The organism is Blastococcus sp. URHD0036 (genome assembly GCF_000701365.1).
Lineage (GTDB): Bacteria > Actinomycetota > Actinomycetes > Mycobacteriales > Geodermatophilaceae > Trujillonella.
On record NZ_JNIK01000015.1, the window covers coordinates 142,178 to 164,797 of the forward strand.

The following is a 22,620-nucleotide window of genomic DNA, read 5'->3' on the forward strand; positions in this document are numbered from 1 at the left end:
CCGCTCAGGCGGCCGTCGGGCGGCGGTCGCCCTCGATGGCGGTCAGGTAGCCCTCCACCATGGCGACCGCGTCCTCGTGACCGACGGTGACGTCGAAGGCCTTCTCCATGAGCAGGAAGCGGGAGACGCTGCCCATCAGCAGGATCAGCGCGGCGGGGGAGACGGGCGGCGGCTGCTGGGGGTGGCGGGCCAGCACCTCGGTCACCGCGTCCAGCTCCATGCGCCGGAACCTCAGGGCGGAGCTGGAGATCTCGCTCCGGATGGCCTTGCGGTGGTTGGCGAGGGCGATGAACTCCAGGGTCAGCGCCGTGCTGGACCGGTCGTTGATGGCCTCCCACAGCGACCACAGCGGCTGGTCGGCCGACAGCGCCTCCTGCAGTCGCTGGAAGCTGCGGTCGGATCCCCGCCGGAACAGGGCCACGAAGAGGTCGTCCATCGTGCCGAAGTAGTAGTAGACGAGCGCGGCGTTGAGCCCGGCCTCCCCGGCCACCCGGCGGGAGCTCGCGGCGGCGTAGCCCTCCTCGATCAGGATCTTCTCCGCCGCGTCGAGCAGGGCGGCGGGGCTGCCCTCGTCGACGGGTACCGGGCGGCCCGAACTCACGAGGTACGACCTCCGTCAACCGATGGGGGCGGGGATCCCGCACGTCTCCGACGCCACAGCATCGCCCGCGGGGCGCAACGCGGCAAGGAGCCGACCGGGCGGCGCGCGCCCGTGGCCTGCGCCGTGCCGCGCCGTCGGCCCGGCGGTGCCGTGCCCCTCTTGACATCCGTCGAACCCCAGTGGTTAGCATCACATAATCAGTCGATTAAGAGCGCGCCTGGACGGCGGAGCCGGCTCGCTGCCTGCCCGTCCCGCGCGGCCGGGACGTCAGCAGGGGGTGCGGTGACGCGAACGCTCGCCGGGGGCAGGGGCTCCCGGGCGGCCGTCGGACCGGGTGGCGAGCACCGGTGACCCAGAACGGTCAGGCGCTGACCAGGACCCAGGTCACCATCCGCCTCGGGCGGCGCACGGTGACGGGGGAGCACCACCCCGGGACGACCGTCCTCGAGACGGCTCGGACGCTGGGCCTCACCCCGCCGTCGTCCTGCGAGGCGGGCAACTGCGCCACGTGCATGGCCCGGCTGGAGGAGGGCTCGGCGCCGATGCGCGCGAACGACGTGCTCGAACAGGACGACCTCGACGAGGGCTGGGTGCTCACCTGCCAGGCGGTGCCGGAAGGCCCCTCCGTGTCCGTGGTCTACGAGTGAGGCGGGACGACGTGACCGAGACCTCCGTGCGGCTGGCGCCCGTGCCGGCCGACCAGTGGGACGAGTCGTCCCGCGCGATGCTGCGCGGGCACCTGCGGACGGCCGAGAAGTACCTCTCCGGGGAGCCGGACGCGCCGCGGCTGCCCAACGTGCTGGGCATCCTGGGGCACCAGCTCAGCCTCGGCAGCGCCTGGCTGCACTACAACGGGGTGCTCCTCCAGGACGTCTCCCTCGAACCCCGCCTCCGGGAGCTGCTGATCCTGCGGGTGGCCTGGCAGACCCACTCCCGGTACGAGTGGGTGCAGCACGCGCGCATCGGTCAGCAGGTCGGTCTCACGTACCCGCAGGTCGAGGCCGTCACGCGCGGCTCCGACGACCCGGTGTGGACGCCGGTCGAGCGACTCCTGCTCGACGCGACCGACCAGCTGCTCGACGTCCACCGCGTCGAGGACGCGACCTGGAGCGGCCTGCAGGGCGAGCTCGACAGCGGTCAGCTGCTCGAGGTCCTGTTCATCGTCGGCTCCTACCTGTGCCTGGCCCTGGTCTTCAACAGCGTCGGCCTCGAGCTGGACGCCGAGATGGACCCCGGCGCGGCGCCCGACCTCCCCGAGACCAGGGGGTGAGCGGCCGGCGCGGCCGCAGTCCCACCCCCTGCACCACCCCCTGCACGACCTCCCGCACCACCGACGACCGACCCGAGGAGCATCCGATGGCACGTTGGCCCAAGCCGGCTGAGGGCAGCTGGACCAAGCACTTCGACCTGGACACCGCACCCATCTCCTACGCGGACTCGATCTCTCCCGAGTTCCACGAGCTGGAGCGCGACGCGATCTTCAAGAAGGCCTGGCTGAACGTCGGGCGGGTGGAACAGCTGCCGCGCAAGGGCAGCTACTTCACCAAGGAGATCCAGGTCACCAACAACTCGGTGATCATCGTGCGCAGCGGCGAGGGTGACGACGGCGTCCGCGCGTTCCACAACGTCTGCCGGCACCGCGGCAACAAGCTGGTCTGGGACGACAACCCGCGCGACGAGACCGCCGGCACCTGCCGCCAGTTCACCTGCAAGTACCACGCCTGGCGGTACAACCTGGACGGCTCGCTGAACTACGTCCAGCAGGAAGGCGAGTTCTTCGACCTGGACAAGAGCGAGTTCGGCCTCGCCCCGGTGCACGTGGGCGTGTGGGCCGGCTTCATCTTCATCAACCTGTCCGAGGAGCCGGAGCAGTCGCTGCGGGACTTCCTCGGCCCCATGGTCACCGACCTCGAGGGCTACCCGTTCGACAAGCTGTCCGAGCGCTACCACTACCGGGCGGAGGTCGGCGCCAACTGGAAGCTCTACATGGACGCCTTCGCCGAGTTCTACCACGCGCCGATCCTGCACGCGGGGCAGACCACCAAGGCCTACGCGACCGCCATGGCGCAGATCGGCTTCGAGGCGCCGCACTACCAGGTCGACGGGCCGCACCGGCTGGTCAGCACGGCCGGCGTGCGCGCCCAGGACATGCCCGACGAGATGCGCCGGCCGATGGAGGACGCGACCCGCAGCGGTCTGTTCGGGCCCTGGGACAAGCCCGAGATCGAGTGGGTCGACCCGCCCGGCCTCAACCCCGCCAAGTGCGACCCGTGGGGCCTGGACTCGTTCCAGGTCTTCCCGAACATGGTGCTCCTGGTCTGGGGGAGCGGCTGGTACCTCACCTACCACTACTGGCCGACCGCCTACAACAAGCACGTGTTCGAGGCGAACGTGTACTTCGTCCCGCCGCGCAACGCCCGGGAGCGCATCGCGCAGGAGATGGCGGCGGTGACCTTCAAGGAGTACGGCCTGCAGGACGCGAACACCCTGGAGGCGACGCAGATCTCGCTGGAGTCCGGCGCCGTCACCACGTTCGCGCTCAACGACCAGGAGGTGCTGGTGCGCCACCTGCACAAGGTCGTGGCCGACAAGGTCGAGGAGTACCTGCGGCAGTCCCGGGTGGAGGTCGGCGCACCGTGACGCCCGTCCCGGAGCTGTCGTCCACGTGGCGGGCGGCCCGATGACCGACCGCTACGTCCTGCGGGCGCAGCGCTGGGTCGACGTCGACGCGGGCGAGGTCCGGTCGCCGGCGGTGGTCGTGGTGGAGGGGAACCGCATCGTCGCGGTGGACCCCGAGACCCCGCCCACCGCCGCGACCGAGATCGATCTCGGGGACGTCACCCTGCTGCCCGGCCTCATGGACATGGAGGTCAACCTGCTCATCGGCGGGCCGGAGACCCCCACGGGTCTGCCGACCCCGATGCACGGTGTGCAGGACGATCCCGTGTACCGGACGCTGCGCGGGACGCTGAACGCGCGGACGACGCTGATGGCCGGGTTCACCACCGTGCGCAACCTCGGCCTGATGGTGAAGACCGGCGGCTACCTGCTCGACGTGGCCCTGGGCCGCGCGATCGACAACGGGTGGGTCGAGGGGCCGCGGATCGTCTGCGCGGGTCACGCCATCGCGCCGACGGGCGGGCACCTGGAGCCGACGATGTTCCAGAAGCTGGCGCCGCAGATCATGCCGCTCAGCGTCGAGGAGGGCATCGCCAACGGGGTGTCCGAGGTGCGCAAGGCCGTGCGGTACCAGATCAAGTACGGCGCGGGCCTGATCAAGATCTCCGCGTCCGGCGGGATCATGTCGCACAGCACCGCGGCCGGAGCGCAGCAGTACTCCGACGAGGAGCTGGCGGCGATCGTGGACGAGGCGCATCGGGCCGGGCTCCGGGTCGCCGCGCACGCGCACGGCGACGCCGCGATCCGGGCGTGCGTCCGCGCCGGGGTCGACTGCATCGAGCACGGCTCGCTGGCCAGCGACGAGACGATCCAGATGATGATCGACCACGGGACGTTCCTGGTGCCGACGAGCTATCTCTCCGAGGGGCTCGACGTCTCCAAGGCGCACCCGGCGCTCCAGGCGAAGGCCGCCGAGATCTTCCCGATCGCCCGGCGGACGCTGAGCAAGGCCATCGCGGCGGGGGTGAAGATCGCCTGCGGCACCGACGCGCCGGCCATCCCGCACGGTGCCAACCACAAGGAGCTCTGGGCGCTCGTCGACCGGGGGATGACCCCGATGCAGGCGATCCGGGCGGCGACGGTGACCAGCGCCGAGCTGATCGACGTCGACGACCGGGGCCGGCTCGCCCCGGGTCTGCTGGCCGACATCATCGCGGTGTCCGGCAACCCGGCCGAGGACATCTCGGCGCTGGGCGACGTGCGGTTCGTGATGAAGGACGGCCGGGTCTTCCGGAACGACTGATCCGCCGCCTCGCCGGACGACCCAGGTCGTCCGGCGCCGGGCCGGCCGGGGCACCGTCCCCGGCCGGCCCGACGCCGACCACCCACCCGACACGAAACAGGAGGACGTTCGATGCCCAAGGGGATCCTCTACGTCGAGACCCGGCCCAGCTCGGCCGCGGAGGCCGCCGACTACCACCGGTGGTACGAGGAGACGCACCTCGGAGAGGTCCTCGGCGTCGAGGGGGTCGTCTCGGCGCGCCGGTTCGCCCCGTTCGACGAGGACGCGCCCTTCGTCGCGATCTACGAGATCGAGGCCGACGACCTCCAGGCGGTGCAGACGGCACTGAGCACGGCCGCGCGATCCGGCCAGCACTCGCCACCCGTCGGGCTCTCGTTCGACCCGCCGCCCAGGAGCACGCTGCTCCGCGAGATCGCCCGCCGCGAGTCCTGACCCGAGGGCCCAGTCCAGGAGGACACATGTACGTGCAGGACCGCTTGTTCATCGACGGGGCGTGGACCGTCCCGTCCGACGGCGGCGTCCTCGAGGTCGTCTCGCCGCACACCGAGGACGTCGTCGCCCGGGTGGCGACGGCAGGTCCGGCGGACGTCGAGCGGGCGGTGGCGGCCGCCCGGCGGGTGGTGGACGACGGTGCCTGGTCGCGCAGGGACCCCCAGGACCGGGTCGCGGTGGTCCGCCGCCTCGCCGAGCTCTACGAGGCCCGGATCGACGAGATGGCCACGCTGATCACCGCGGAGATGGGCGCTCCGGCGATGTGGGCGGGACGCTCGCACACCCGCCTGCCGTGGGCGATGATCCGCGCCTTCGCCGACATCGCGGAGTCCTACCCCTGGGAGGAGCCGCGGCCGGGCGTCTACGGCAAGGACGTGACCATCCGCCGGGAGCCGGTCGGTGTGGTCGCGGCGATCGTCCCGTGGAACATGCCGCAGTTCCTCATCGTGACGAAACTCGTCCCGGCACTGCTCGCCGGGTGCGCGGTCGTCCTGAAGCCCGCACCGGAGACCCCGCTCGACGCGAACCTGATGGCCGAGCTCTGCGCGGAGGCGGGCGTCCCCCCGGGCGTGCTCAACGTGGTGCACGGCGGCGCCGACGTCGGCGTCGCACTCGTGGGCCACCCCGGGGTCGACAAGGTGTCCTTCACCGGCTCCACCGCGGCCGGCCGCGAGGTCGGCGCCGTCTGCGGCCGCGGCCTGAAGCGCTTCAGCCTCGAGCTCGGCGGGAAGTCGGCGGGGATCGCGCTCGACGACGCCGACCCGGCGGCGTTCGCCGCGGCGCAGCGGGTCGCCGGCCTGATGAACAGCGGCCAGGTGTGCACCGCCCTCACCCGTCTCGTGGTGCCGGAGCGCCGGCAGGACGAGTTCGTGGACGCCCTCGCCGCGATGTTCGACTCCGTCGCGGTCGGCGACCCCTCCGATCCCGCCACCGAACTCGGCCCGCTCGTCTCCCAGCGGCAGCAGCACCGGGTCCGGGACTACATCTCCGTCGGCGAGGCGGAGGGGGCGCGCGTCGTCGTCGGCGGCAGCACACCCCCCGAGGGCCTGGACCGGGGCTGGTACGTCCGTCCGACCCTGTTCGCCGGGGTCGACAACGGCATGCGGATCGCCCGCGAGGAGATCTTCGGCCCGGTCGTCACGGTCATGCCCGCACGGGACGACGAGGACGCGATCCGCATCGCCAACGACTCCGACTACGGGCTGTCCGGATCGGTCTGGACGGCCGACCCCGGTCGCGGCATGGAGGTGGCCCGGCGCGTGCGCAGCGGGACCTTCGGCGTCAACCAGCAGTACCCCATGGACCCCGCCGCTCCGTTCGGGGGCCTCAAGCAGAGCGGCATCGGCAAGGAACTCGGCCGGGAGGGCATCGACGGCTTCGTCGAGGTCCGCTCGATCGCCGCGGTCTGACGAGACGAGAGAGACATGACCGAGTTCGCGCACACCGCCTCCGGGATACCGCTGCAGCCCTCCTACGGTCCCGAGGACCGGAAGGGTGCTGAGCCGCCCGCGCCCGGCTCGTTCCCCTTCACCCGCGGGAACTTCCCCACCGGCTACCGCGGCCGGCTGTGGACCTTCCGGCAGTACTCCGGCTTCGGCACCGCCGAGGAGTCCAACCAGCGGTACCGCTACCTGCTCGGGCAGGGCGGCACCGGACTGTCCGTGGCGCTGGACCTGCCGACCCAGTGCGGTTACGACTCCGACGACCCGGAGGTCTCCGAGGAGGTCGGTCGGGTCGGGGTGGCTCTCGACACCCTCGCCGACGCCGAGGTCCTGTTCGACGGCATCCCGCTCGACGAGATCAGCACCAGCTTCACGATCAACGGGACGGCAGCCATCCTGCTGGCGTTCTACGTCGCCGCGGCCGAGCGTTCGGGCGTGCCCCGGGCGAAGCTGACCGGCACGGTGCAGAACGACATCCTCAAGGAGTACGCGTCCCGCGGCACCTGGATCTGGCCGCCCGAGCCCTCCCTTCGGCTGATCGCCGACACCATCGAGTTCTGCGCCGCCGAGGTCCCGCGGTTCAACGCCATCTCGGTGGCCGGGGCCCACTTCCGGGACGCCGGGGCGAACGCCGTCCAGGAGATGGCCTTCACCCTTGCCGACGGCGTGACCTACTGCGACACGGTGCTCGAGCGCGGCCGGATGACGATCGACCAGTTCGCGCCGCAGATCTCGTTCTTCTTCTACACGCACGGCGACTTCTTCGAGGAGATCGCCAAGTACCGGGCCGGCCGCCGGCGGTGGGCCACCATCGTGCGCGAGCGGTACGGGGCCACGGCGGACAAGGCCGCGATGTTCCGGTTCGGCTGCGTCGCCGGCGGCGCCTCCCTGTACGCGCCGCAGGCGCAGAACAACGTCGTCCGCGTGGCGTACGAGGCGATGGCGTCGGTCCTCGGCGGGGTGCAGTCGATGTTCACCGCCGCCTGGGACGAGCCCTTCGCCCTGCCGAGCGAGGAGTCGGCCACCCTGGCGCTGCGGACCCAGCAGATCCTGGCCCACGAGACCGGGGTCGCCCGCGTCGCCGACCCGCTGGGCGGCTCCTACTTCGTCGAGGCGCTCACCGACGCCACCGAGAGCCGGATCGTCGAGATCATGGACGACCTCGAGCAGCACGGCGGGATGGTCCGTGCCATCGAGGACGGCTACCTGCAGGGCCTGATCGCCGACGAGGCCTACAAGATCCACCAGCAGGTCGAGTCCGGAGAGCTGCCGGTCGTCGGCGTGAACCGCTTCGTGTCCGACGAGCCCGCGCCCGAGATCGCGACGTACGAGCTCGACGCCGAGGGGCGCGCGCTGCAGCTCAAGCGGCTGGCGCGGGTGAAGGCCGAGCGCAGCCCGGACGCCGTGCGGGACACCCTCGCGGCGCTGCAGCGCGCGGCCGAGGGCGACGTCAACCTCATGGGCCCGTTGATCGACTGCGCCAACGCCTACTGCACGGTGGGCGAGATGGTCGGCGCGCTCAAGGCGGTCTGGGGCGAGTTCCAGCAGCCGGTGGTGTTCTGATGCCCGCCCGGATCCTGGTCGCCAAGCCCGGCCTCGACGGTCACGACCGCGGCGCCAAGATCGTGGCCCGCGCCCTGCGCGACGCCGGGTTCGAGGTGGTCTTCACCGGCATCCGCCAGCGGATCGAGGACATCGTCTCCATCGCCCTGCAGGAGGACGTCGCCGTCGTCGGGCTCAGCATCCTGTCGGGTGCCCACCTCGCGCTCGCCGAGCGCACCGTCGAGGGCCTGCGCGCCGCGGACGCCGGCGACATCGCGGTCATCGTCGGGGGGACCATCCCCGCTGCCGACGTCCCGAAGCTCCGGGAGGTGGGCGTGGCCGCCGTGTTCCCCACCGGCACCCCGCTGGAGACGCTGGTGGCCGAGGTGCGCGCGCTCACCGCCACGACCGCGCCGCAGTGACCGACGGACCGCTCGCGGGGATCCGCGTGCTGGAGGTCGGCCACATCCTCGCCGGCCCCTACGCGACGATGCTGCTGGCGGACCTCGGCGCCGAGGTCACCAAGATCGAGCCGCCGACGGGCGACCTCTCCCGGCAGGTCACCCCCGCCTACTTCGCCAGCATCAACCGCGGCAAGCGGAGCATCGTCCTGTCGCTGGACGAGCCGGAGGACCGGGCGCGGCTGCACGAGCTCGTGGCGGAGTCGCACGCGCTGCTGGTCAACCTGAAGCCGTCGGTGATCCGCCGGCTCGGCCTGACCTACGACGCGCTGCGCGAGCACAACGAGCGCATCGTGTGCGTGGCGCTCACCGGGTACGGCCTGGACGGCGGCGACGACCCGGCCTTCGACTACGTGATCCAGGCGCTGACCGGGGTGGCGGCACTGACCGGGGACCCCGACGACCCGCCGACGCTGCCGGGGTACTCCGCGGCGGACAACTCGGCCGGGCTGGCCGCGGCGCTCGGCCTGCTCGCGCAGATCGTGTCCGGCCGGGGCGGGCAGGTCGACGTCTCGCTGCGGGACGTGATGCTGTCGCAGCTGAACTACAAGGCGTCGGCGTACCTGAACGACGGGGTGACGCCGGGGCGGCTGCCGTCGGGCGCGCATTCCTTCTACGTCCCCGCGCAGCTGTTCCCGACGGCGGAGGGGCACCTGGCCCTGTTCGTGACCCACGACCGCTTCTGGGCGGCCTTCGCCGGAGAGGCCGGGATCGACGGGTTCACCTCGATGGCCGAGCGCGCCGCCCGCCGCAGCGAGGTCGTCGCCGCGGTGACCGAGGTGCTGGCCGGCGACACGGCGATCGGCTGGGAGAAGCGGCTGCGACCCCTGGGGGTCCCCGCGGGTGCCGTGCGGTCCCTGCCCGAGGCCCTGGACGCCACCCCGGAGATGGTGGTCGACGCCGGGGGCTTCCGCCTGGTGGGCAGCCCGATCCGCATCGCCGGCCATGTCCCCGCCTACGGCCCGCCGCCGGAGCTGGGCGAGCACGGCTCCGCGGCGACGCTCCCGTAGCGCCGGCACTCCGAGGAAGGGGACCCCTGGGCATGAGCCCGACCGAGCCGCTCGACGGCGAGCGCACCGTCCTGGTCTTCGAGGACCAGGAGTTCTCCGCCCCGCGGCTGCACGCACTGGCCGCCGGGCTGGCGGGCACCCTCGCCGCACGCGGGGTGCGGTCGGGGAGCCGGGTGGCGCTGATGTCGTCGAACCGGCCGGAGTTCGTGGTCGCGGTGCTCGCCATCTGGCGACTGGGCGCCGCGGTCGTCCTGTTCAGCCCGGCCTGGCGGCGGGGGGAGGCCGAGCACGCCCTGCGGATCACCTCACCGGAGCACGCCGTCGGTGACCACCCGGTGCTGGCCGAGCTCGTGCCGATGGTGTCGCTCGACGAGCCGATCACCCCGGCCGCCGACGTGCCCGTGGTCGTCCCCGATCCGGCGGCGGACGCCGTGCTGGTCTTCAGCTCCGGGACGACGGGCATGCCCAAGGCGGTGCGGCACACCCACGCGACGCTGGGGGCGGCCGTCGTCCACTGGCGCGACGCCCTCGGGCTCACCGCCGACGACCGGCTGCAGGTGGCCACGCCGCCGTCGCACATCCTCGGGCTGCTCAACATCGTCACGGTCCTCGAGGCCGGCGCCTGGATGCGGCTGCACCGCCGGTTCGACCTCGACGCCGTGCTGCACGCCATCGAGACCGACCGCATCACCGTGGAGATGGCGGTGGCGCCCATCGCGCTGGCCATGGCCGACCACCCCCGGCTGGAGGCCTTCGACCTCTCCTCCCTGCGCTACATCATGTGGGGGGCCACGCCGGTCACCCCGAGCGTCGCCGAGACCGTGACCCGGCGCACCGGGGTGGGCTGGGTACCCGCCTACGGAGCGTCCGAGTTGCCCGTCATCGCCTGCAACCCGCTGGACGGCGCCCGGCTCGACAGCGCCGGCCGGGCCGTCCCCGGGGTGGAGCTGCGGGTGGTGTCGCTCGAGACCGGCGAGACGCTGCCGCCGGAGGAGGTGGGGGAGATCCAGGCCCGGGCAGCGTCGGCCATGGTCGGGTACGTGCCGGCCGAGGCCACCGCCGACGCGTTCGACGACGGCTGGTACCGGACGGGCGACGTCGGCACGGTCGACGCCGAGGGCTGGGTCCGGCTCACCGACCGGTCCAAGGAGATGATCAAGGTGCGGGGGTTCCAGGTGGCCCCCGCCGAGGTCGAGGCGGTGCTGCACGGCCATCCCGCGGTGACCGACTGCGCGGTCTTCGGCGTCCCCGACCCGGCCGACGGCGAGGCGGTGATGGCCGCCGTGACGGTCTCCAGGCCGGTGGACCCCTCCGAGCTGCGGGACCTCGTGGGGCAGCGCCTGGCCTCCTACAAGCGCCCCCGCCGGGTGGAGATCGTGGACGAGATCCCGCGACTGCCGTCCGGCAAGGTCCTCCGCCGCGTCCTGAGGGATCGCCCGTGGGCACCGGACTGAGCGCTCATCGGGAGGGCCCACCCGGCCCGGCCGCGGTCGCCGCGTTGCTCGACGCGGCGCGCGGCGGGTCCCGCCGCGCGGTGGGGCGGCTGCTGACGCTCGCGGAGGGGCCGGAACGCGGCGTCCTGCTGGACGCGATCGACGCCGGTCCGGTCCGCGTGGTCGGGGTGACCGGGCCGCCGGGCGCGGGGAAGTCCACGACCATCGCGGCGCTCGTCGGGGCCTACCGCGAGCGCGGCCTCCGTGTCGCCGTGCTCGCCGTCGACCCTTCGTCCCCGTACAGCGGCGGAGCCATCCTGGGGGACCGGATCCGGATGGCCCAGCACGTGTCCGATCCCGATGTGCTGATCCGCTCCCTGGCGACCCGTGGGCACCTCGGCGGCCTGGCGGCGGCGGTCCCGGCGGCGCTGCGGGTCCTGGCGGCCCTGGACTTCGACGTGGTGCTGCTGGAGAGCGTCGGCGTCGGCCAGTCCGAGGTGGAGATCGCCGCCGTCGCCGACCCCACGGTCGTCGTCCTGAACCCGGGGGCTGGCGACGCGGTGCAGGCCGCGAAGGCCGGCCTGCTGGAGGTGGCCGACCTGCTGGTGGTGAACAAGGCCGACCGGGAGGGCGCGGCCCAGACCGTGCGCGACCTGCACGTCGAGACCGGTCTCGCGGTCCTCACCCTGGTCGCGATCCGGGGCGAGGGAGTGCCCGAGCTGGTCGAGGCGATCGAGGCCCACCACCGGGCCGACGATCCGGATCGCCGCGCGGCGCGCGCCCGGGTCCAGGTCCTGTCGCTGGCCCAGACCCTGCTCCGGAGCCACCCCGACCTCGACGGCCTGGTGGCCGAGGTCGGCGACGGGCGCTCCGACGTCTACGGCGCGGCGAGGCGGTTGCTGGCCCTGCCGGCGGAGTGAGCGCCGGGGACGACAGCGAACCGGGCACCGGAGGACCCCCGAGGGTCCTCCGGTGCCCGGTCGGGCGGGGCGCGGCCGGCGCCCCGGGGGGATCAGGCGACGACCGGCTCGACGATCAGGTCGAGGTAGGCGGCACCGGTGTCCGGGACCCGCGGCTGGCGCCAGAGTTCGATCGGGAAGGACACCATGACCAGCGACTGCATGAGGTAGAGCAGGTTGCGCTCGGGCTCCGACAGGTCCTCGAGCGGGGTGTCGCCGAGGTACGCCAGGGCCTGCTCCATCCGGGGGAAGGCCACGTCGTAGAACGCCTGCATCTGCTCCATCGAGGAGGCGAGACGCTTGTCGTACCGCTGCGGCTCGGTCGGCAGGATCCAGTCCGCGTAGGGCTCCAGGTCAGCGAACTCTGCAGGCAGTGCCATACCGATGCTCCTCCAGGTCTCCCCGGACGGTGGACACCGGCCGGGGACGTTCTTCATCGAGTGACTGAATATTGACATCACCTTCAAAAAGCGTCAACACTCGGACCACGGCGGAGCCGGCGTGGGATCCCCCCGACGCGTTCGCCCCGCTTCCTCCGCTCTCCCCGTCCCGTGGTGAGCTCGCGTGGCGAGGACGTCGGCAGCTCTCAGGAGGGTGGGGGTCGTGGAGTTCGACCTGACCGAGGACCAGGAACTGATCCGGAAGTCGGTGGCGGCGCTGGTGCGCCGGTTCGACGACCACTACTGGGCGGAGAAGGACGAGGCCCACGAGTTCCCGACCGAGTACTACGACGCCATCGCCTCCGGCGGCTGGCTCGGGCTGACCATCCCCGAGGCCTACGGCGGGCACGGTCTCGGCATCACCGAGGCGTCCCTCCTGCTGGAGGAGGTCGCGCGGTCCGGCGGCGGCATGAACGCCGCGAGCGCCATCCACATGTCGATCTTCGGCATGCACCCGGTGGTGGTCCACGGGTCGGACGAGCTGAAGGCGCGGACGCTGCCGCGCATCGCCAGCGGTGACCTGCACGTGTGCTTCGGCGTCACGGAGCCCGGGGCCGGGCTGGACACCACCCGGATCACGACCTTCGCCCGCCGGGACGGCGACAGCTACGTGGTCAACGGCCGCAAGGTCTGGATCTCCAAGGCCGTGGAGTCGGAGAAGATCCTGCTCCTCACCCGCACGACCAAGCTGGAGGACGTCGAGCGCAAGACGGACGGGATGACGCTGTTCCTGACCGACCTCGACCGCGCCCACGTCGACATCCGGCCCATCCGCAAGATGGGCCGCAACGCCGTCACCTCGAACGAGCTCTTCATCGACGACCTGCGCATCCCGGTCGAGGACCGCGTCGGCGAGGAGGGCCGGGGCTTCACCTACATCCTCGACGGGCTCAACCCCGAGCGGATGCTCATCGCCGCCGAGGCCCTCGGCATCGGCCGCGTCGCGCTCGACCGGGCGGTCGCCTACGGCAACCAGCGGGAGGTCTTCGGCCGGCCGATCGGCATGAACCAGGGCATCCAGTTCCCGCTCGCCGACTCGCTCGCGCGACTGGACGCCGCCGAGCTGGTGCTGCGGAAGGCGACCTGGCTCTACGACCACGGACGTCCGTGCGGTCGGGAGGCGAACACGGCCAAGTACCTCTGTGCCGACGCCGGGTTCACCGCGGCCGACCGTGCGCTGCAGACCCACGGCGGGATGGGCTACGCCGAGGAGTACAACGTCGCGCGCTACTTCCGCGAGGCGCGGCTGATGAAGATCGCCCCGATCAGCCAGGAGATGATCCTGAACTACCTCGGCTCGCACGTGCTCGGGCTGCCACGGAGCTACTGATCGAGAGGGTGGAGAACATGCGGGAAGCGGTCATCGTCGAGGCGGTGCGCACGCCGGTGGGCCGGCGCAGGGGCGGGCTGGCCGGCGTCCACCCCGCCGACCTGTCCGGGTCGGTGCTGAACGAGCTGCTGCGCCGGGCCGGCGTGGAACCCGACGTCGTCGACGACGTCGTCTGGGGCTGTGTCTCCCAGGTCGGTGACCAGTCGAGCAACATCGGCCGGTACTCCGTGCTGGCCGCCGGCTGGCCCGAGGAGATCCCCGGCACCACGGTCAACCGGGCGTGCGGGTCGTCGCAGCAGGCGCTGGACTTCGCCGCCCAGGCCGTGATGTCCGGGCAGATGGACGTCGTGGTGGCCGGGGGAGTGGAGGTCATGAGCCGGGTGCCACTGGGTGCCGCGAGGGCCGACGGGCAGCCCTACGGACCGGCCGCCATCGAGCGCTACGACGGCTTCTCGTTCAACCAGGGCATCTCGGCGGAGCGCATCGCGGAGAAGTGGGGCTTCTCGCGGGCCCGGCTGGACGAGTTCTCCGCGGAGTCCCACGCGCGGGCGGCGGCGGCGCAGGACGCCGGCGCCTTCGACGCGCAGATCCTCCCCGTCGCGACCGGCGACACGACGGTGACGGCGGACGAGGGCATCCGGCGCGGCACCACCGTGGACGGCCTCGCCGGACTGAAGCCGGCCTTCGCCGAGGACGGCGTGATCCACGCGGGGAACTCCTCGCAGATCTCCGACGGCGCGGCGGCGCTGCTGGTGACCACGCCCGAGCGCGCCCGGGAGCTCGGGCTCACCCCGCTCGTCCGCTACCGCGCCGGCGCGGTGACCGGCTCCGACCCCGTCCTGATGCTCACCGGCCCCATCCCCGCGACGGCGAAGGTCCTGGGGAAGGCCGGGCTGGACCTCTCCGACATCGGGGTCTTCGAGGTCAACGAGGCGTTCGCACCCGTCCCGCTCGCCTGGCTCGCCGAGACCGGCGCCGACCCGGCACGGGTCAACCCGCTCGGTGGCGCGATCGCGCTCGGACACCCGCTCGGGGCCTCCGGGGCGGTCCTGATGACGCGCATGATCCACCACATGCGCGACACCGGGCTCCGCTACGGCCTGCAGACGATGTGCGAGGGCGGCGGCACCGCGAACGCGACCGTGGTCGAGCTCGCGTCCTAGGGAGCGCCGCCCGTCACCTCTTCTTCAGGACCGCGTCGGCCAGGCGCCAGTGGTCGTCGGACACCCACGTGCCGGCGAAGGCACGGACGGCGTCCTCGGCCGTCGCGTCCGGGGCGGTGATGCGCTTGATCTCGCCGGCAGGCCGGTTGGCGAGCGACCGTGCCAGCTCGCGCCACCCGGCCTCGAAGGACGCGCGCGGCAGGACGACGTCGACCAGGCCGAGTCGCTGGGCCTCGACGGGGTCGAGCACCGTGCCGCTGCCCGCGAGCATCAGCGCGCGGCCGCGCCCGACCAGGGTGGCCAGCCGCTCCGCGCCGCCCCAGGCCGGCATGATCGCCAGCGTCACCTGCGTGAAGCCGATGCGGATGTCGTCGGCGGCGACCCGGATGTCGGCGGCGACCGCGACCTCGGCCCCGCCGCCCAGTGCGTGCCCGTTGAGCGCGGCGACGACCGGAGCCGGGAAGGCGGCGATGCGGTCGCAGATCCGGCGCATCCGCCAGGCCATCGCGGCGGCGTCCTCCTCGGTCCGGATCGCGGCGAGCTCCTTCAGGTCCCCACCGGAGACGAAGGCCCGGTCGCCGGCCCCGCGGATGACCAGCGCACGCGCCCCCGCGACCTGGTCGAGCGCGTCCTCCAGCTCGCCCATGGTCGACAGCGCGATCGCGTTCCGGGCGTGCGGACGATCGATCGTGATGACCGCAACGCCCTCGTCGAGTTCGACGTCGACCACGGTTCTCCCTCCGGCAGTGTGTTGACGGACACACTAGCGGGCGGTATTAATCAGTCGCCTAAGCCCCTCATCCGCTGCCTCCGGGCGGCCGTCCGAAGAGGTGTCATGCGAACCCAGGCCAGCACGTCAGAACTCCGGCAGACGGACGTCGCGCCGCGGATCGGGACCGTGATCGAGACCGACGTCGACACGCTGCTCAGCGGTGCCCTCGCCCAGGACATCCGTGCGCTGCTGGAGCAGCGCGGGGTGATCGTCTTCCCGCGGATCGGCCTCACGGACGAGCAGCAGGTGGCGTTCACCCGCACCCTCGGGCGGATCGTCGAGGAGGGCGAGGGCGGGATCTACAAGGTCACCATCGATCCGCTGGAGAACCCGAACGCCGAGTTCATCAAGGGCGCGTTCTACTGGCACATCGACGGCACGACGGCGGACGTGCCGATCCTCGCGTCGGTCATGAGTGCGCGACGGCTGTCCCCGGTCGGTGGCGACACGCTCTTCGCCAACACCTACGCGGCGTTCGACGACCTCCCCCCTCAGGAGCAGGAGGAGTTCGACCAGTTGCGCGTCGTGCACATGTTCGAGACGGCGCAGCGCTATGTCCGGCCGGAACCCAGCTACGACGAGCTCCGGGCGTGGCAGCGCTTCGAGCCCAACGTCCTCCCGCTCGTGTGGAAGCACCGCTCGGGCCGCAAGTCGCTGGTCCTCGGGTCGACGGCCTCCCACGTGGAGGGGATGGACCTGCGCGAGGGTCAGGCGTTGCTGACCCGTCTGCGCGACCACGCCACCCAGGACCGGTTCGTCTACCGGCACCGGTGGAGCGTCGGGGACATGGTCATCTGGGACAACACCGGCACCATGCACAAGGCCGAGGCGTACCCGGCCGACAGCGGCCGCATGATGCACCGCACCAAGCTCGAGGGCGAGGAGCCCTTCGCCTGACGGGCGGACCCCCTTCGTAGAGACCTCGACGGACAAAGGACAGCGAGTGACCACCAGAGTTGCCATCGTCACCGGTGCGGCGGCGGGGATCGGCGCGGCCTGCGCGAAGCGCCTGGCCGCGGACGGACTCGCGATCGGCGTTCTGGACCTGGACGCCGACCGCTGCGCGGACACGGTCACGGCGATCGAGGCGGCGGGCGGCAGGGCGGTGGCCCTCGGTGCGGACATCTCCCGGCGGGACCAGGTGCAGGCGGCGGTCGCGACGGCCCGCGAGGCGCTCGGCCCCGTCAACGTCCTGGTGAACAACGCCGGCGTCACCGACTTCACGCCGTTCGAGCAGACGACGGACGAGCTGTGGGACTCCGTCTACGCCGTGAACGTCAAGGGCACGTTCATCGTCACCCAGGAGGTGTTGCCGGACATGAAGGCGGCCGGCTGGGGCCGGATCGTCAACATCTCCTCCTCCTCGGCGCAGACGGGGACGGCGAACATGGCCGCGTACTCGTCGTCGAAGGGCGCGGTCATCACCCTGACGCGGTCGCTGGCGCAGGAGCTCGGTCCGCTGGGGATCACGGTCAACAACATCCCGCCCGGGTCCGTGATGGGCACGATCATGGCCGACGCGAACAGCGCGCGCTTCCAGGTGCCCGTCGAGGTCCTCGCCAAGTCCATCCCGGTGCGGCGCGTCGGCGAGCCCGACGACATCGCGAACACGTGTGCGTGGCTCTGCCAGGAGGCGGCCGGCTACGTCACGGGGCAGACCATCGGCGTCAACGGCGGCCGCGTCGTCTCCTGACCGGCCGCCCGTGTCCGGGGCGGGTCAGTAGCGGATCTGGGACATGCGGGCGACCTTGACCGTTCGCCCGTCCTGGTCGGTCCAGGTGGTCTCGAGGTCGGCGATGAGCATCGGCCCCACCCGGCCACGCTTCTCCAGGTACCGGTCGATGACGGTGCTCGTGGTGATGACGTCGCCAGGACGGATGCGGACGCCGGTGTAGGTGACCGAGGCGCCACCGTGCAGCCCGTGCCGCAGGTCGGGCGGCACGACGCCGAGGTGGTGCTCCACGGCCCCGTACGCGGCGAGCACGGGGTCGACGTCGATCTCCCGGCCGGTCGGCACCACCCGGGCGGCGCCCCAGGCGAACACGTTCATGTCGAGCGGGGCGACGAGCCGCCCCCCGGGCTCGGCAGCCGGGTCGAGGTAGCGCGGTGGGGGCGGCTCCGGGTGGTACACCGCGATGACCCAGCGCCGGATGTCCGAGGAGGTCACCGGGAAGGAGACGCGGACGTCGTAGGGCTGCCCGACCAGGGCCGCCATGTCGGGACGGATCAGGCCGGGCGTCACTCGCCCAGCCGTGGCACGTCGACCGCCAGGTCCAGCGGGCGCTGGTACGAGACGTCGGTCTCGTCGCGTTGCCCCTGGATGTAGCGGCTCGCGCTGAGGTACGGGGAGGCCATCAGGGATGCGTCCCCCTGGATGAGGACGTCGAGGGTGCAGCGGCGCAGCGCGATCCGCCAGACGCCGTCGCGCCGCTCGAGCCGGTCGACGTACCGCCCGTTGAGGAACCGCGCCGTCACGCCGTCGGGGTTGAGCAGGGCGACGAGGACGTAGCTCTCCGCGTGCGCGGTGTCGCCGTCGATCTCGCAGGTGTGCGACGTGATGTTGTGCAGGGTCAGCCGCGAGCCCTGGGCGTGGATCTCGTTCGCCCAGGCCCCGTAGTCGGGACCGGTGTTGACCGCGGCGCCGTGCTCGTCGATGCCGTCGGGGTGGTAGCAGGAGGTCATGAGGTCCACGTCGAACCGGTCGTGCCCGCGCGCGTGGCGGTGCACCACGTCCTCGATCTCGCGGCGGTCCTTGAGGTATTGCACGTCGCGGGCGAGCCGCTCGAGGTCGATCGGGTCCATGGCGGTTGCTCCTGACGCGAGGGGACGGGTGGGGGAGGGGCGGCGCCCCTGGTGTCAGACGCCGCTCGCGCCGGGTCCGCCGTGCATCCGCAGGGTCTGGCCCGAGCAGAAGCTCGACGCGTCCGAGGCGAAGAAGAGCACCCCGTGGGCGATCTCGTCCGGGTCGCCGAGGCGGCCCAGGCCGTTGTTCCGGCCGAAGTCCTCGGCGTCGAGCCCCATGCGCTGGGCCTCGTCGGTGAGGGTCGCGGCGCGCACGGCGCCGACGGCGATCCCGTTGACCCGCACGCCCTGGCCGGTCCAGGCGGCCGCCATGCTGCCCGTCAGGCTGTTCAGGGCCGCCTTCGCCGCGCCGTAGACGGCCGCCGGCGGCATCGCCAGCATGCTCGCGCCGGAGGAGATGTTCACGATCGCGCCCTTCTGCCGGCCGATCATGTGGTGTGCCGCGCACCGTGACAGGAACCAGGCGCTACCGAGGTTCAGCGCCAGGATGTCCTGCCACTCCTGCTCGGTCACGTCGAGGATGGGGCGCAGGGGAGCGCCGCCGGCGCTGTTGACGAGGATGTCCAGTCGGCCGAACTCCTGGAGCGTGCGGTCGACCAGGTCCTGGCACCGGGCGGCATCGGTGACGTCGGTCGGCGCGGCGAGGGCGCGGCGGCCGAGCTGCTCGATCTCGGCGGCGGTCTGCTCGAGCGGCTCGGGACGCCGGCCGGCGAGCACGACGTCGGCCCCGTGCTCGGCCAGCAGCAGAGCCGAGGCGCGTCCGATGCCGGTGCCGCCGCCCGTCACGACGGCGACCCGTCCCTCGACCGAGAACCTGTCGCTCACGTGACCGCTCCGCCGTTGACGCCGATGACCTGACCGGTCAGGTAGCCGGCCTCCTCGCTGCACAGGAACGCGCAGGTGGCGGCGAGGTCGTCCGGGGTGCCCACCCGACCGGCCGGGATCATGCGCTGGAGCACCTCGGGTGCGGGCAGGTCCCCGGAATCCCGCGCGTGCGCCAGCATCGGCGTCTCGACGGCGAACGGGGGCAGCGAGTTGGCGGTGATGCCGCGGCCCGCGTACTCCTTGGCGACCGCCTTGGTCAGCGCGATCACGCCGCCCTTCGTCGCGGAGTAGTGCGTCTGCCGGGCGACCCCGGTCTGGCCGGCCGCGGACGAGATGGTGACGATGCGACCCCATCCCGCCTCGACCATGTCGGGGAGAGCGGCCCTGATGCAGGCGAACGTGCCGGACAGGTTCACGGCGAGGTACCGGTCCCACTCCTCCCACGTGATGGCGTCGAGGGGGGTGAAGCCGGAGACCGCGGCGCTCGTGACCAGGACGTGTACCGGGCCCAGACCCGTCCGGACCGCGGCGAACGTGGACTCGACGGCGGCGCGGTCGGCGACGTCGACGGCGAACGCCTGCGCCTCCGCGCCGCCGTCCCGCAGATCGCCCGCGGCGCGTTCCGCGGTTGTGCCGTCCCGGTCGAGGACGGCGATCCGGTGACCCTGCCGCGCCAGGTGCCGGCCGATGGCCAGGCCCACACCGGAGGCGCCCCCGGTGACGACGGCGACCCGATTCACGACCTGCCTCGCGTACTCACGCCGGGGACCCTAGGGCAGCCCTGTACGGGCGTAAAGGGAAACATGTGACCGGGACCACCCCGTCGGCCGCCGGACGAGTCGCGAGCGGGCGCTTGACCCGACGCGGGCCCTGTACGACCGTATGGTCCGCGTTCCAGATGGGCGCACGGAGAGCGGAGGCAGCGCCATGAGCGACCTGTACTACGACCCCTGGGACGTGGAGATCGACCTCGATCCCTACCCGACGTACCGGCGTCTGCGGGACGAGTCGCCGCTGTACCACAACGAGAAGCACGGCTTCTACGGCCTCAGCCGGGCCGACGACGTCGAGGCGGCGCTGCGCGACCACGAACGGCTGAGCTCGGCGAAGGGCGACATCCTCGAGGTGGTGCTGGCCGAGCCGGTCATCCCCCCAGGCGTCTTCATCAACGAGGACCCGCCCCTGCACGCGATGCACCGCGCTCTCGTCGCGCGGCTGTTCCGGCCCAGGAAGATGCGCGAGATCGAGTCGCAGGTGCGCGCGTTCTGCGCGGGCAGCCTGGACCCGCTCGTCGGGAGTGGGCGCTTCGACTTCGTCGCGGACATCGGCGCGGAACTGCCGATGCGCACCATCGGCATGCTCGTCGGCATCCCGCACGCCGAGCAGCCCGCCGTCCGCGAGCACGCTCAGAAGTCGCTGGAGAACCAGGCCGGCGAGCCGATGAACGTCGATAAGGACAACTACGCCGCCGGAGGGGCGCACTACGCCGAGTACGTGGAGTGGCGGGCGAAGAACCCCTCCGACGACCTCATCACCGACCTGTTGACCGTCGAGTTCACCGACGAGACCGGAACCCTCCGCAAGCTCCGGAAGAGCGAGGTCCTGGTGTTCCTCGCGGTCGTGGCGGGAGCCGGGGTGGAGACGACGGGTCGCCTCTTCGGGTGGATGGGCAAGGTCCTGGCGGAGCACCCGGACCAGCGGGCCGAGCTGGTCGAGGACCCGAGCCTGATCCCGAACGCGGTGGAGGAACTGCTCCGCTACGAGCCGCCAGGTCCGCACGTGGCCCGATACGTGACGGAGGACGTCGAGTTCCACGGGGAGACGGTCCCCGCCGGGAGTGCTCTGCTCTGCATGCTCAGCAGCGCCAACCGGGACGAGCGACGCTTCGACGACCCCGACCGGTTCGACGTCCACCGTCGCGTCACCGGCCAGATGGTGTTCGGCACCGGTGCCCACGTCTGCCTAGGCGCCGCCCTCGCCCGGCTGGAGGGACGCGTCGCGCTGGAGGAGGTCCTCAAGCGCTTCCCGACGTGGGAGATCGACATGACGCAGGCACGCCGTGCCCGGTCGTCCACGGTGCGCGGGTGGGCGAGCATGCCGGCCCTGGTGGGCTGACCGCCGGGGCGGTCAGGCGCCCGAGGGGTGCCGGTCGCCACCTCCGCCGTCGGGCCGCGCCGGTCGGCGCGGCTCGACAGCGTCCAGGTAGGACTCCAGTGCCTGGACGGTGTGCGCGTGCGCGGTCTCCACGCCGATGCCCTTCTCCAGGCTCATCAGCTTGGGGATGCCCGCCAGCAGGTACAGCAGCGCCTCGGGAGTCAGGTCGCCCACGGGGAACGAGCGGTTCTCGGTGGCATCGCGCAGGGCCGACAACTGGATCTCCCGCACCTGCTCGGTCACCTCCGCGATCACCGCACGGATGGACTTGCGGTGGTTGCTCAGGGCGGTGAACTCCGTCATGAGCGTGGCCGTGGCCTCCTCCCGGCTGAAGTCCCACGTCACGCGCAACGGCTCGTCGGGTCGCTCCGCCAGCGCCGCCCGCAACCGGACGATGTTCTGCTCGGACCGACGGCGGACCGCAGCGCCGAGCAACTCGTCCAGGGACGGGAAGTAGTACTGCACGAGGCTCGGCGTCACGCCCGCCTCGGCGGCCACCGCGCGGTAGGACACCGCGGCGTAGCCGTCCTGGATCATGAGCCGTTCCAGGCTGTCGAGCAGGAGGTCGCGGGTCGGCTTCTTGCCGGCGGCAGTTCCCTCGGAGGTCCCTCCATCGCCGGTCACGGCCGAAGGGTAGTGACCGGCTCCCGCGCGTGCCATCGACCGAGCCCGGCGATGCGGTCGCCCCGGCCGGACTGCTGCCGCCGGGTGGGGCCCTCAGTCGGCGATCCGGCCGTAGGTGTGCTCGGCGGTGAAGCGGAGGACCTGTCGCCGTTCGGTGACCAGGGCCGCCCGGTACCCGTCCCAGTCCGGGTGCTCCTTGCCGCTGACCGCGCGGTAGTGGGCGACCAGCTCCTCCACCGTGTCGTCGTGCGGACCGCTGGCCACCGGTGACAGGTCGGCGGTCCCGTCGACGGCCGCCCAGGTCCAGTAGTCGTCGCTGTTCACGTGCAGGGTGACCCGGGGGTCGCGCTCGGCGTTGCGGGTCTTGGCGCGGTCGGCGGTCACCGACACCCGGAACAGCCGCTGCTCGGCGTCGTAGGAGAAGCCGATCGTGGACAGCTGCGGGCGTCCGTCGCGCTTGAGGGTGGCGAGCACGCCGCGGTTGCGGGTGGCGACGAAGTCGAGGAGCCGGGAGTCGACGGTCATGACCCCAGCCTGCCCGCCCGCAGGTTCCCGGGGCCAGTCATTCCTGACTTCGACGTCGACTATTGTTCGGCGGTACGGTCGTCCCGACGGGCGAGCGACGTGGGGCTCGGGCCCGGTTCCGCT

General features: G+C 72.2%; 25 protein-coding genes. 16 read left to right on the top strand and 9 right to left on the bottom strand.

The genetic code is table 11. From position 1 onward, the window contains the following. Positions 1 to 4: 4 nt before the first annotated feature. A complete protein-coding gene (locus tag N555_RS0114920) occupies positions 5 to 601 on the bottom strand; it encodes a TetR/AcrR family transcriptional regulator (RefSeq protein ID WP_029432299.1) in 597 nt (198 codons plus the stop codon). A gap of 347 nt (positions 602 to 948) precedes the next feature. Here N555_RS0114920 and N555_RS0114925 point away from each other — a divergent pair, with 347 nt between their 5' ends. The 11 genes from N555_RS0114925 (at position 949) to meaB (ending at position 11,823) form a co-directional block, all read left to right on the top strand. After that, positions 949 to 1,248, top strand: coding sequence for a 2Fe-2S iron-sulfur cluster-binding protein (locus tag N555_RS0114925; RefSeq protein ID WP_029432300.1), 300 nt, complete (start codon positions 949 to 951; stop codon positions 1,246 to 1,248). Between the two features lie 11 nt (positions 1,249 to 1,259). Beyond that, positions 1,260 to 1,871 carry a carboxymuconolactone decarboxylase family protein gene (locus N555_RS0114930; RefSeq protein ID WP_029432301.1) on the top strand — a complete coding sequence of 204 codons (612 nt, stop codon included), beginning with the start codon at positions 1,260 to 1,262 and terminating at the stop codon, positions 1,869 to 1,871. Positions 1,872 to 1,957: 86 nt separating this feature from the next. Then, the gene (locus tag N555_RS0114935) at positions 1,958 to 3,241 is read left to right on the top strand and encodes an aromatic ring-hydroxylating oxygenase subunit alpha (protein WP_029432302.1); all 1,284 of its coding nucleotides are present in this window, start codon (positions 1,958 to 1,960) and stop codon (positions 3,239 to 3,241) included. 40 nt (positions 3,242 to 3,281) lie between these two features. Further along, a complete protein-coding gene (locus tag N555_RS0114940; RefSeq protein ID WP_029432303.1) occupies positions 3,282 to 4,523 on the top strand; it encodes a metal-dependent hydrolase family protein in 1,242 nt (413 codons plus the stop codon). A gap of 111 nt (positions 4,524 to 4,634) precedes the next feature. Beyond that, positions 4,635 to 4,955 (top strand): hypothetical protein, encoded by a 321-nt coding sequence (locus tag N555_RS0114945; protein WP_029432304.1) that lies wholly within the window; start codon positions 4,635 to 4,637, stop codon positions 4,953 to 4,955. Positions 4,956 to 4,981: 26 nt separating this feature from the next. Beyond that, positions 4,982 to 6,424 carry an aldehyde dehydrogenase gene (locus N555_RS0114950; protein ID WP_029432305.1) on the top strand — a complete coding sequence of 481 codons (1,443 nt, stop codon included), beginning with the start codon at positions 4,982 to 4,984 and terminating at the stop codon, positions 6,422 to 6,424. A 15-nt stretch (positions 6,425 to 6,439) separates the two neighbouring features. Next, complete coding sequence (locus tag N555_RS0114955) at positions 6,440 to 8,020, top strand: methylmalonyl-CoA mutase family protein (RefSeq protein ID WP_029432306.1); 1,581 nt, start codon at positions 6,440 to 6,442, stop codon at positions 8,018 to 8,020. Beyond that, a complete protein-coding gene (locus N555_RS0114960; protein ID WP_029432307.1) occupies positions 8,020 to 8,421 on the top strand; it encodes a cobalamin B12-binding domain-containing protein in 402 nt (133 codons plus the stop codon). The genes N555_RS0114955 and N555_RS0114960 overlap by 1 nt, the downstream gene beginning before the upstream one ends. Beyond that, the gene (locus N555_RS0114965) at positions 8,418 to 9,470 is read left to right on the top strand and encodes a CaiB/BaiF CoA transferase family protein (RefSeq protein ID WP_029432308.1); all 1,053 of its coding nucleotides are present in this window, start codon (positions 8,418 to 8,420) and stop codon (positions 9,468 to 9,470) included. Before N555_RS0114960 ends, N555_RS0114965 begins: the two co-directional genes overlap by 4 nt. A gap of 32 nt (positions 9,471 to 9,502) precedes the next feature. Then, the gene (locus tag N555_RS0114970) at positions 9,503 to 10,924 is read left to right on the top strand and encodes a class I adenylate-forming enzyme family protein (RefSeq protein WP_029432309.1); all 1,422 of its coding nucleotides are present in this window, start codon (positions 9,503 to 9,505) and stop codon (positions 10,922 to 10,924) included. Further along, complete coding sequence (gene meaB / locus N555_RS0114975) at positions 10,909 to 11,823, top strand: methylmalonyl Co-A mutase-associated GTPase MeaB (RefSeq protein ID WP_197029034.1); 915 nt, start codon at positions 10,909 to 10,911, stop codon at positions 11,821 to 11,823. The genes N555_RS0114970 and meaB overlap by 16 nt, the downstream gene beginning before the upstream one ends. A 92-nt stretch (positions 11,824 to 11,915) precedes the next feature. Here the strand turns inward: meaB and N555_RS0114980 are convergent, their stop codons facing one another. Further along, positions 11,916 to 12,242 (bottom strand): hypothetical protein, encoded by a 327-nt coding sequence (locus tag N555_RS0114980; RefSeq protein WP_029432311.1) that lies wholly within the window; start codon positions 12,240 to 12,242, stop codon positions 11,916 to 11,918. Positions 12,243 to 12,465: 223 nt separating this feature from the next. Between N555_RS0114980 and N555_RS0114985 the strand changes: the two genes are divergently transcribed. Together N555_RS0114985 and N555_RS0114990 are read left to right on the top strand one after the other, a co-directional pair. Then, positions 12,466 to 13,632 (top strand): acyl-CoA dehydrogenase family protein, encoded by a 1,167-nt coding sequence (locus tag N555_RS0114985; RefSeq protein ID WP_029432312.1) that lies wholly within the window; start codon positions 12,466 to 12,468, stop codon positions 13,630 to 13,632. A 17-nt stretch (positions 13,633 to 13,649) separates the two neighbouring features. Next, on the top strand, positions 13,650 to 14,795 hold the full coding sequence (locus N555_RS0114990; protein ID WP_029432313.1) for a thiolase family protein: 1,146 nt from the start codon (positions 13,650 to 13,652) through the stop codon (positions 14,793 to 14,795). A 13-nt stretch (positions 14,796 to 14,808) separates the two neighbouring features. Here N555_RS0114990 and N555_RS0114995 read toward each other — a convergent pair whose 3' ends face one another. Further along, positions 14,809 to 15,525: an enoyl-CoA hydratase/isomerase family protein gene (locus N555_RS0114995; RefSeq protein ID WP_029432314.1), complete on the bottom strand. Its 717-nt coding sequence runs from the start codon at positions 15,523 to 15,525 to the stop codon at positions 14,809 to 14,811. 105 nt (positions 15,526 to 15,630) lie between these two features. Here N555_RS0114995 and N555_RS0115000 point away from each other — a divergent pair, with 105 nt between their 5' ends. Both N555_RS0115000 and N555_RS0115005 read left to right on the top strand, forming a co-directional pair. Beyond that, positions 15,631 to 16,464, top strand: a complete 834-nt coding sequence (locus N555_RS0115000; RefSeq protein WP_029432315.1) for a TauD/TfdA dioxygenase family protein — start codon at positions 15,631 to 15,633, stop codon at positions 16,462 to 16,464. Between the two features lie 46 nt (positions 16,465 to 16,510). Continuing rightward, complete coding sequence (locus N555_RS0115005; RefSeq protein ID WP_029432316.1) at positions 16,511 to 17,260, top strand: SDR family NAD(P)-dependent oxidoreductase; 750 nt, start codon at positions 16,511 to 16,513, stop codon at positions 17,258 to 17,260. A gap of 24 nt (positions 17,261 to 17,284) precedes the next feature. Here N555_RS0115005 and N555_RS0115010 read toward each other — a convergent pair whose 3' ends face one another. Genes N555_RS0115010 through N555_RS0115025 form a run of 4 tightly spaced genes read right to left on the bottom strand, consistent with a single transcriptional unit; the run spans position 17,285 to position 19,934 of the window. Then, positions 17,285 to 17,809 carry an FAS1-like dehydratase domain-containing protein gene (locus N555_RS0115010; RefSeq protein WP_051684106.1) on the bottom strand — a complete coding sequence of 175 codons (525 nt, stop codon included), beginning with the start codon at positions 17,807 to 17,809 and terminating at the stop codon, positions 17,285 to 17,287. Continuing rightward, positions 17,806 to 18,369 (bottom strand): nuclear transport factor 2 family protein, encoded by a 564-nt coding sequence (locus tag N555_RS0115015; RefSeq protein ID WP_029432318.1) that lies wholly within the window; start codon positions 18,367 to 18,369, stop codon positions 17,806 to 17,808. Before N555_RS0115015 ends, N555_RS0115010 begins: the two co-directional genes overlap by 4 nt. Before the next feature lie 54 nt (positions 18,370 to 18,423). Beyond that, a complete protein-coding gene (locus N555_RS0115020) occupies positions 18,424 to 19,194 on the bottom strand; it encodes an SDR family NAD(P)-dependent oxidoreductase (RefSeq protein WP_029432319.1) in 771 nt (256 codons plus the stop codon). Beyond that, entirely contained in the window at positions 19,191 to 19,934 is a 744-nt protein-coding gene (locus tag N555_RS0115025) for an SDR family NAD(P)-dependent oxidoreductase (protein WP_029432320.1), read from the bottom strand. Before N555_RS0115025 ends, N555_RS0115020 begins: the two co-directional genes overlap by 4 nt. Positions 19,935 to 20,121: 187 nt before the next feature. On the opposite strand from N555_RS0115025, the gene N555_RS0115030 reads away from it, so the two are divergent. Continuing rightward, positions 20,122 to 21,309 carry a cytochrome P450 gene (locus N555_RS0115030; protein ID WP_029432321.1) on the top strand — a complete coding sequence of 396 codons (1,188 nt, stop codon included), beginning with the start codon at positions 20,122 to 20,124 and terminating at the stop codon, positions 21,307 to 21,309. Positions 21,310 to 21,321: 12 nt separating this feature from the next. Here N555_RS0115030 and N555_RS0115035 read toward each other — a convergent pair whose 3' ends face one another. Together N555_RS0115035 and N555_RS0115040 are read right to left on the bottom strand one after the other, a co-directional pair. Beyond that, positions 21,322 to 21,972 (bottom strand): TetR/AcrR family transcriptional regulator, encoded by a 651-nt coding sequence (locus tag N555_RS0115035; protein ID WP_051684107.1) that lies wholly within the window; start codon positions 21,970 to 21,972, stop codon positions 21,322 to 21,324. Between the two features lie 93 nt (positions 21,973 to 22,065). Beyond that, on the bottom strand, positions 22,066 to 22,497 hold the full coding sequence (locus N555_RS0115040) for a PPOX class F420-dependent oxidoreductase (RefSeq protein ID WP_029432323.1): 432 nt from the start codon (positions 22,495 to 22,497) through the stop codon (positions 22,066 to 22,068). Positions 22,498 to 22,620 lie beyond the last annotated feature (123 nt).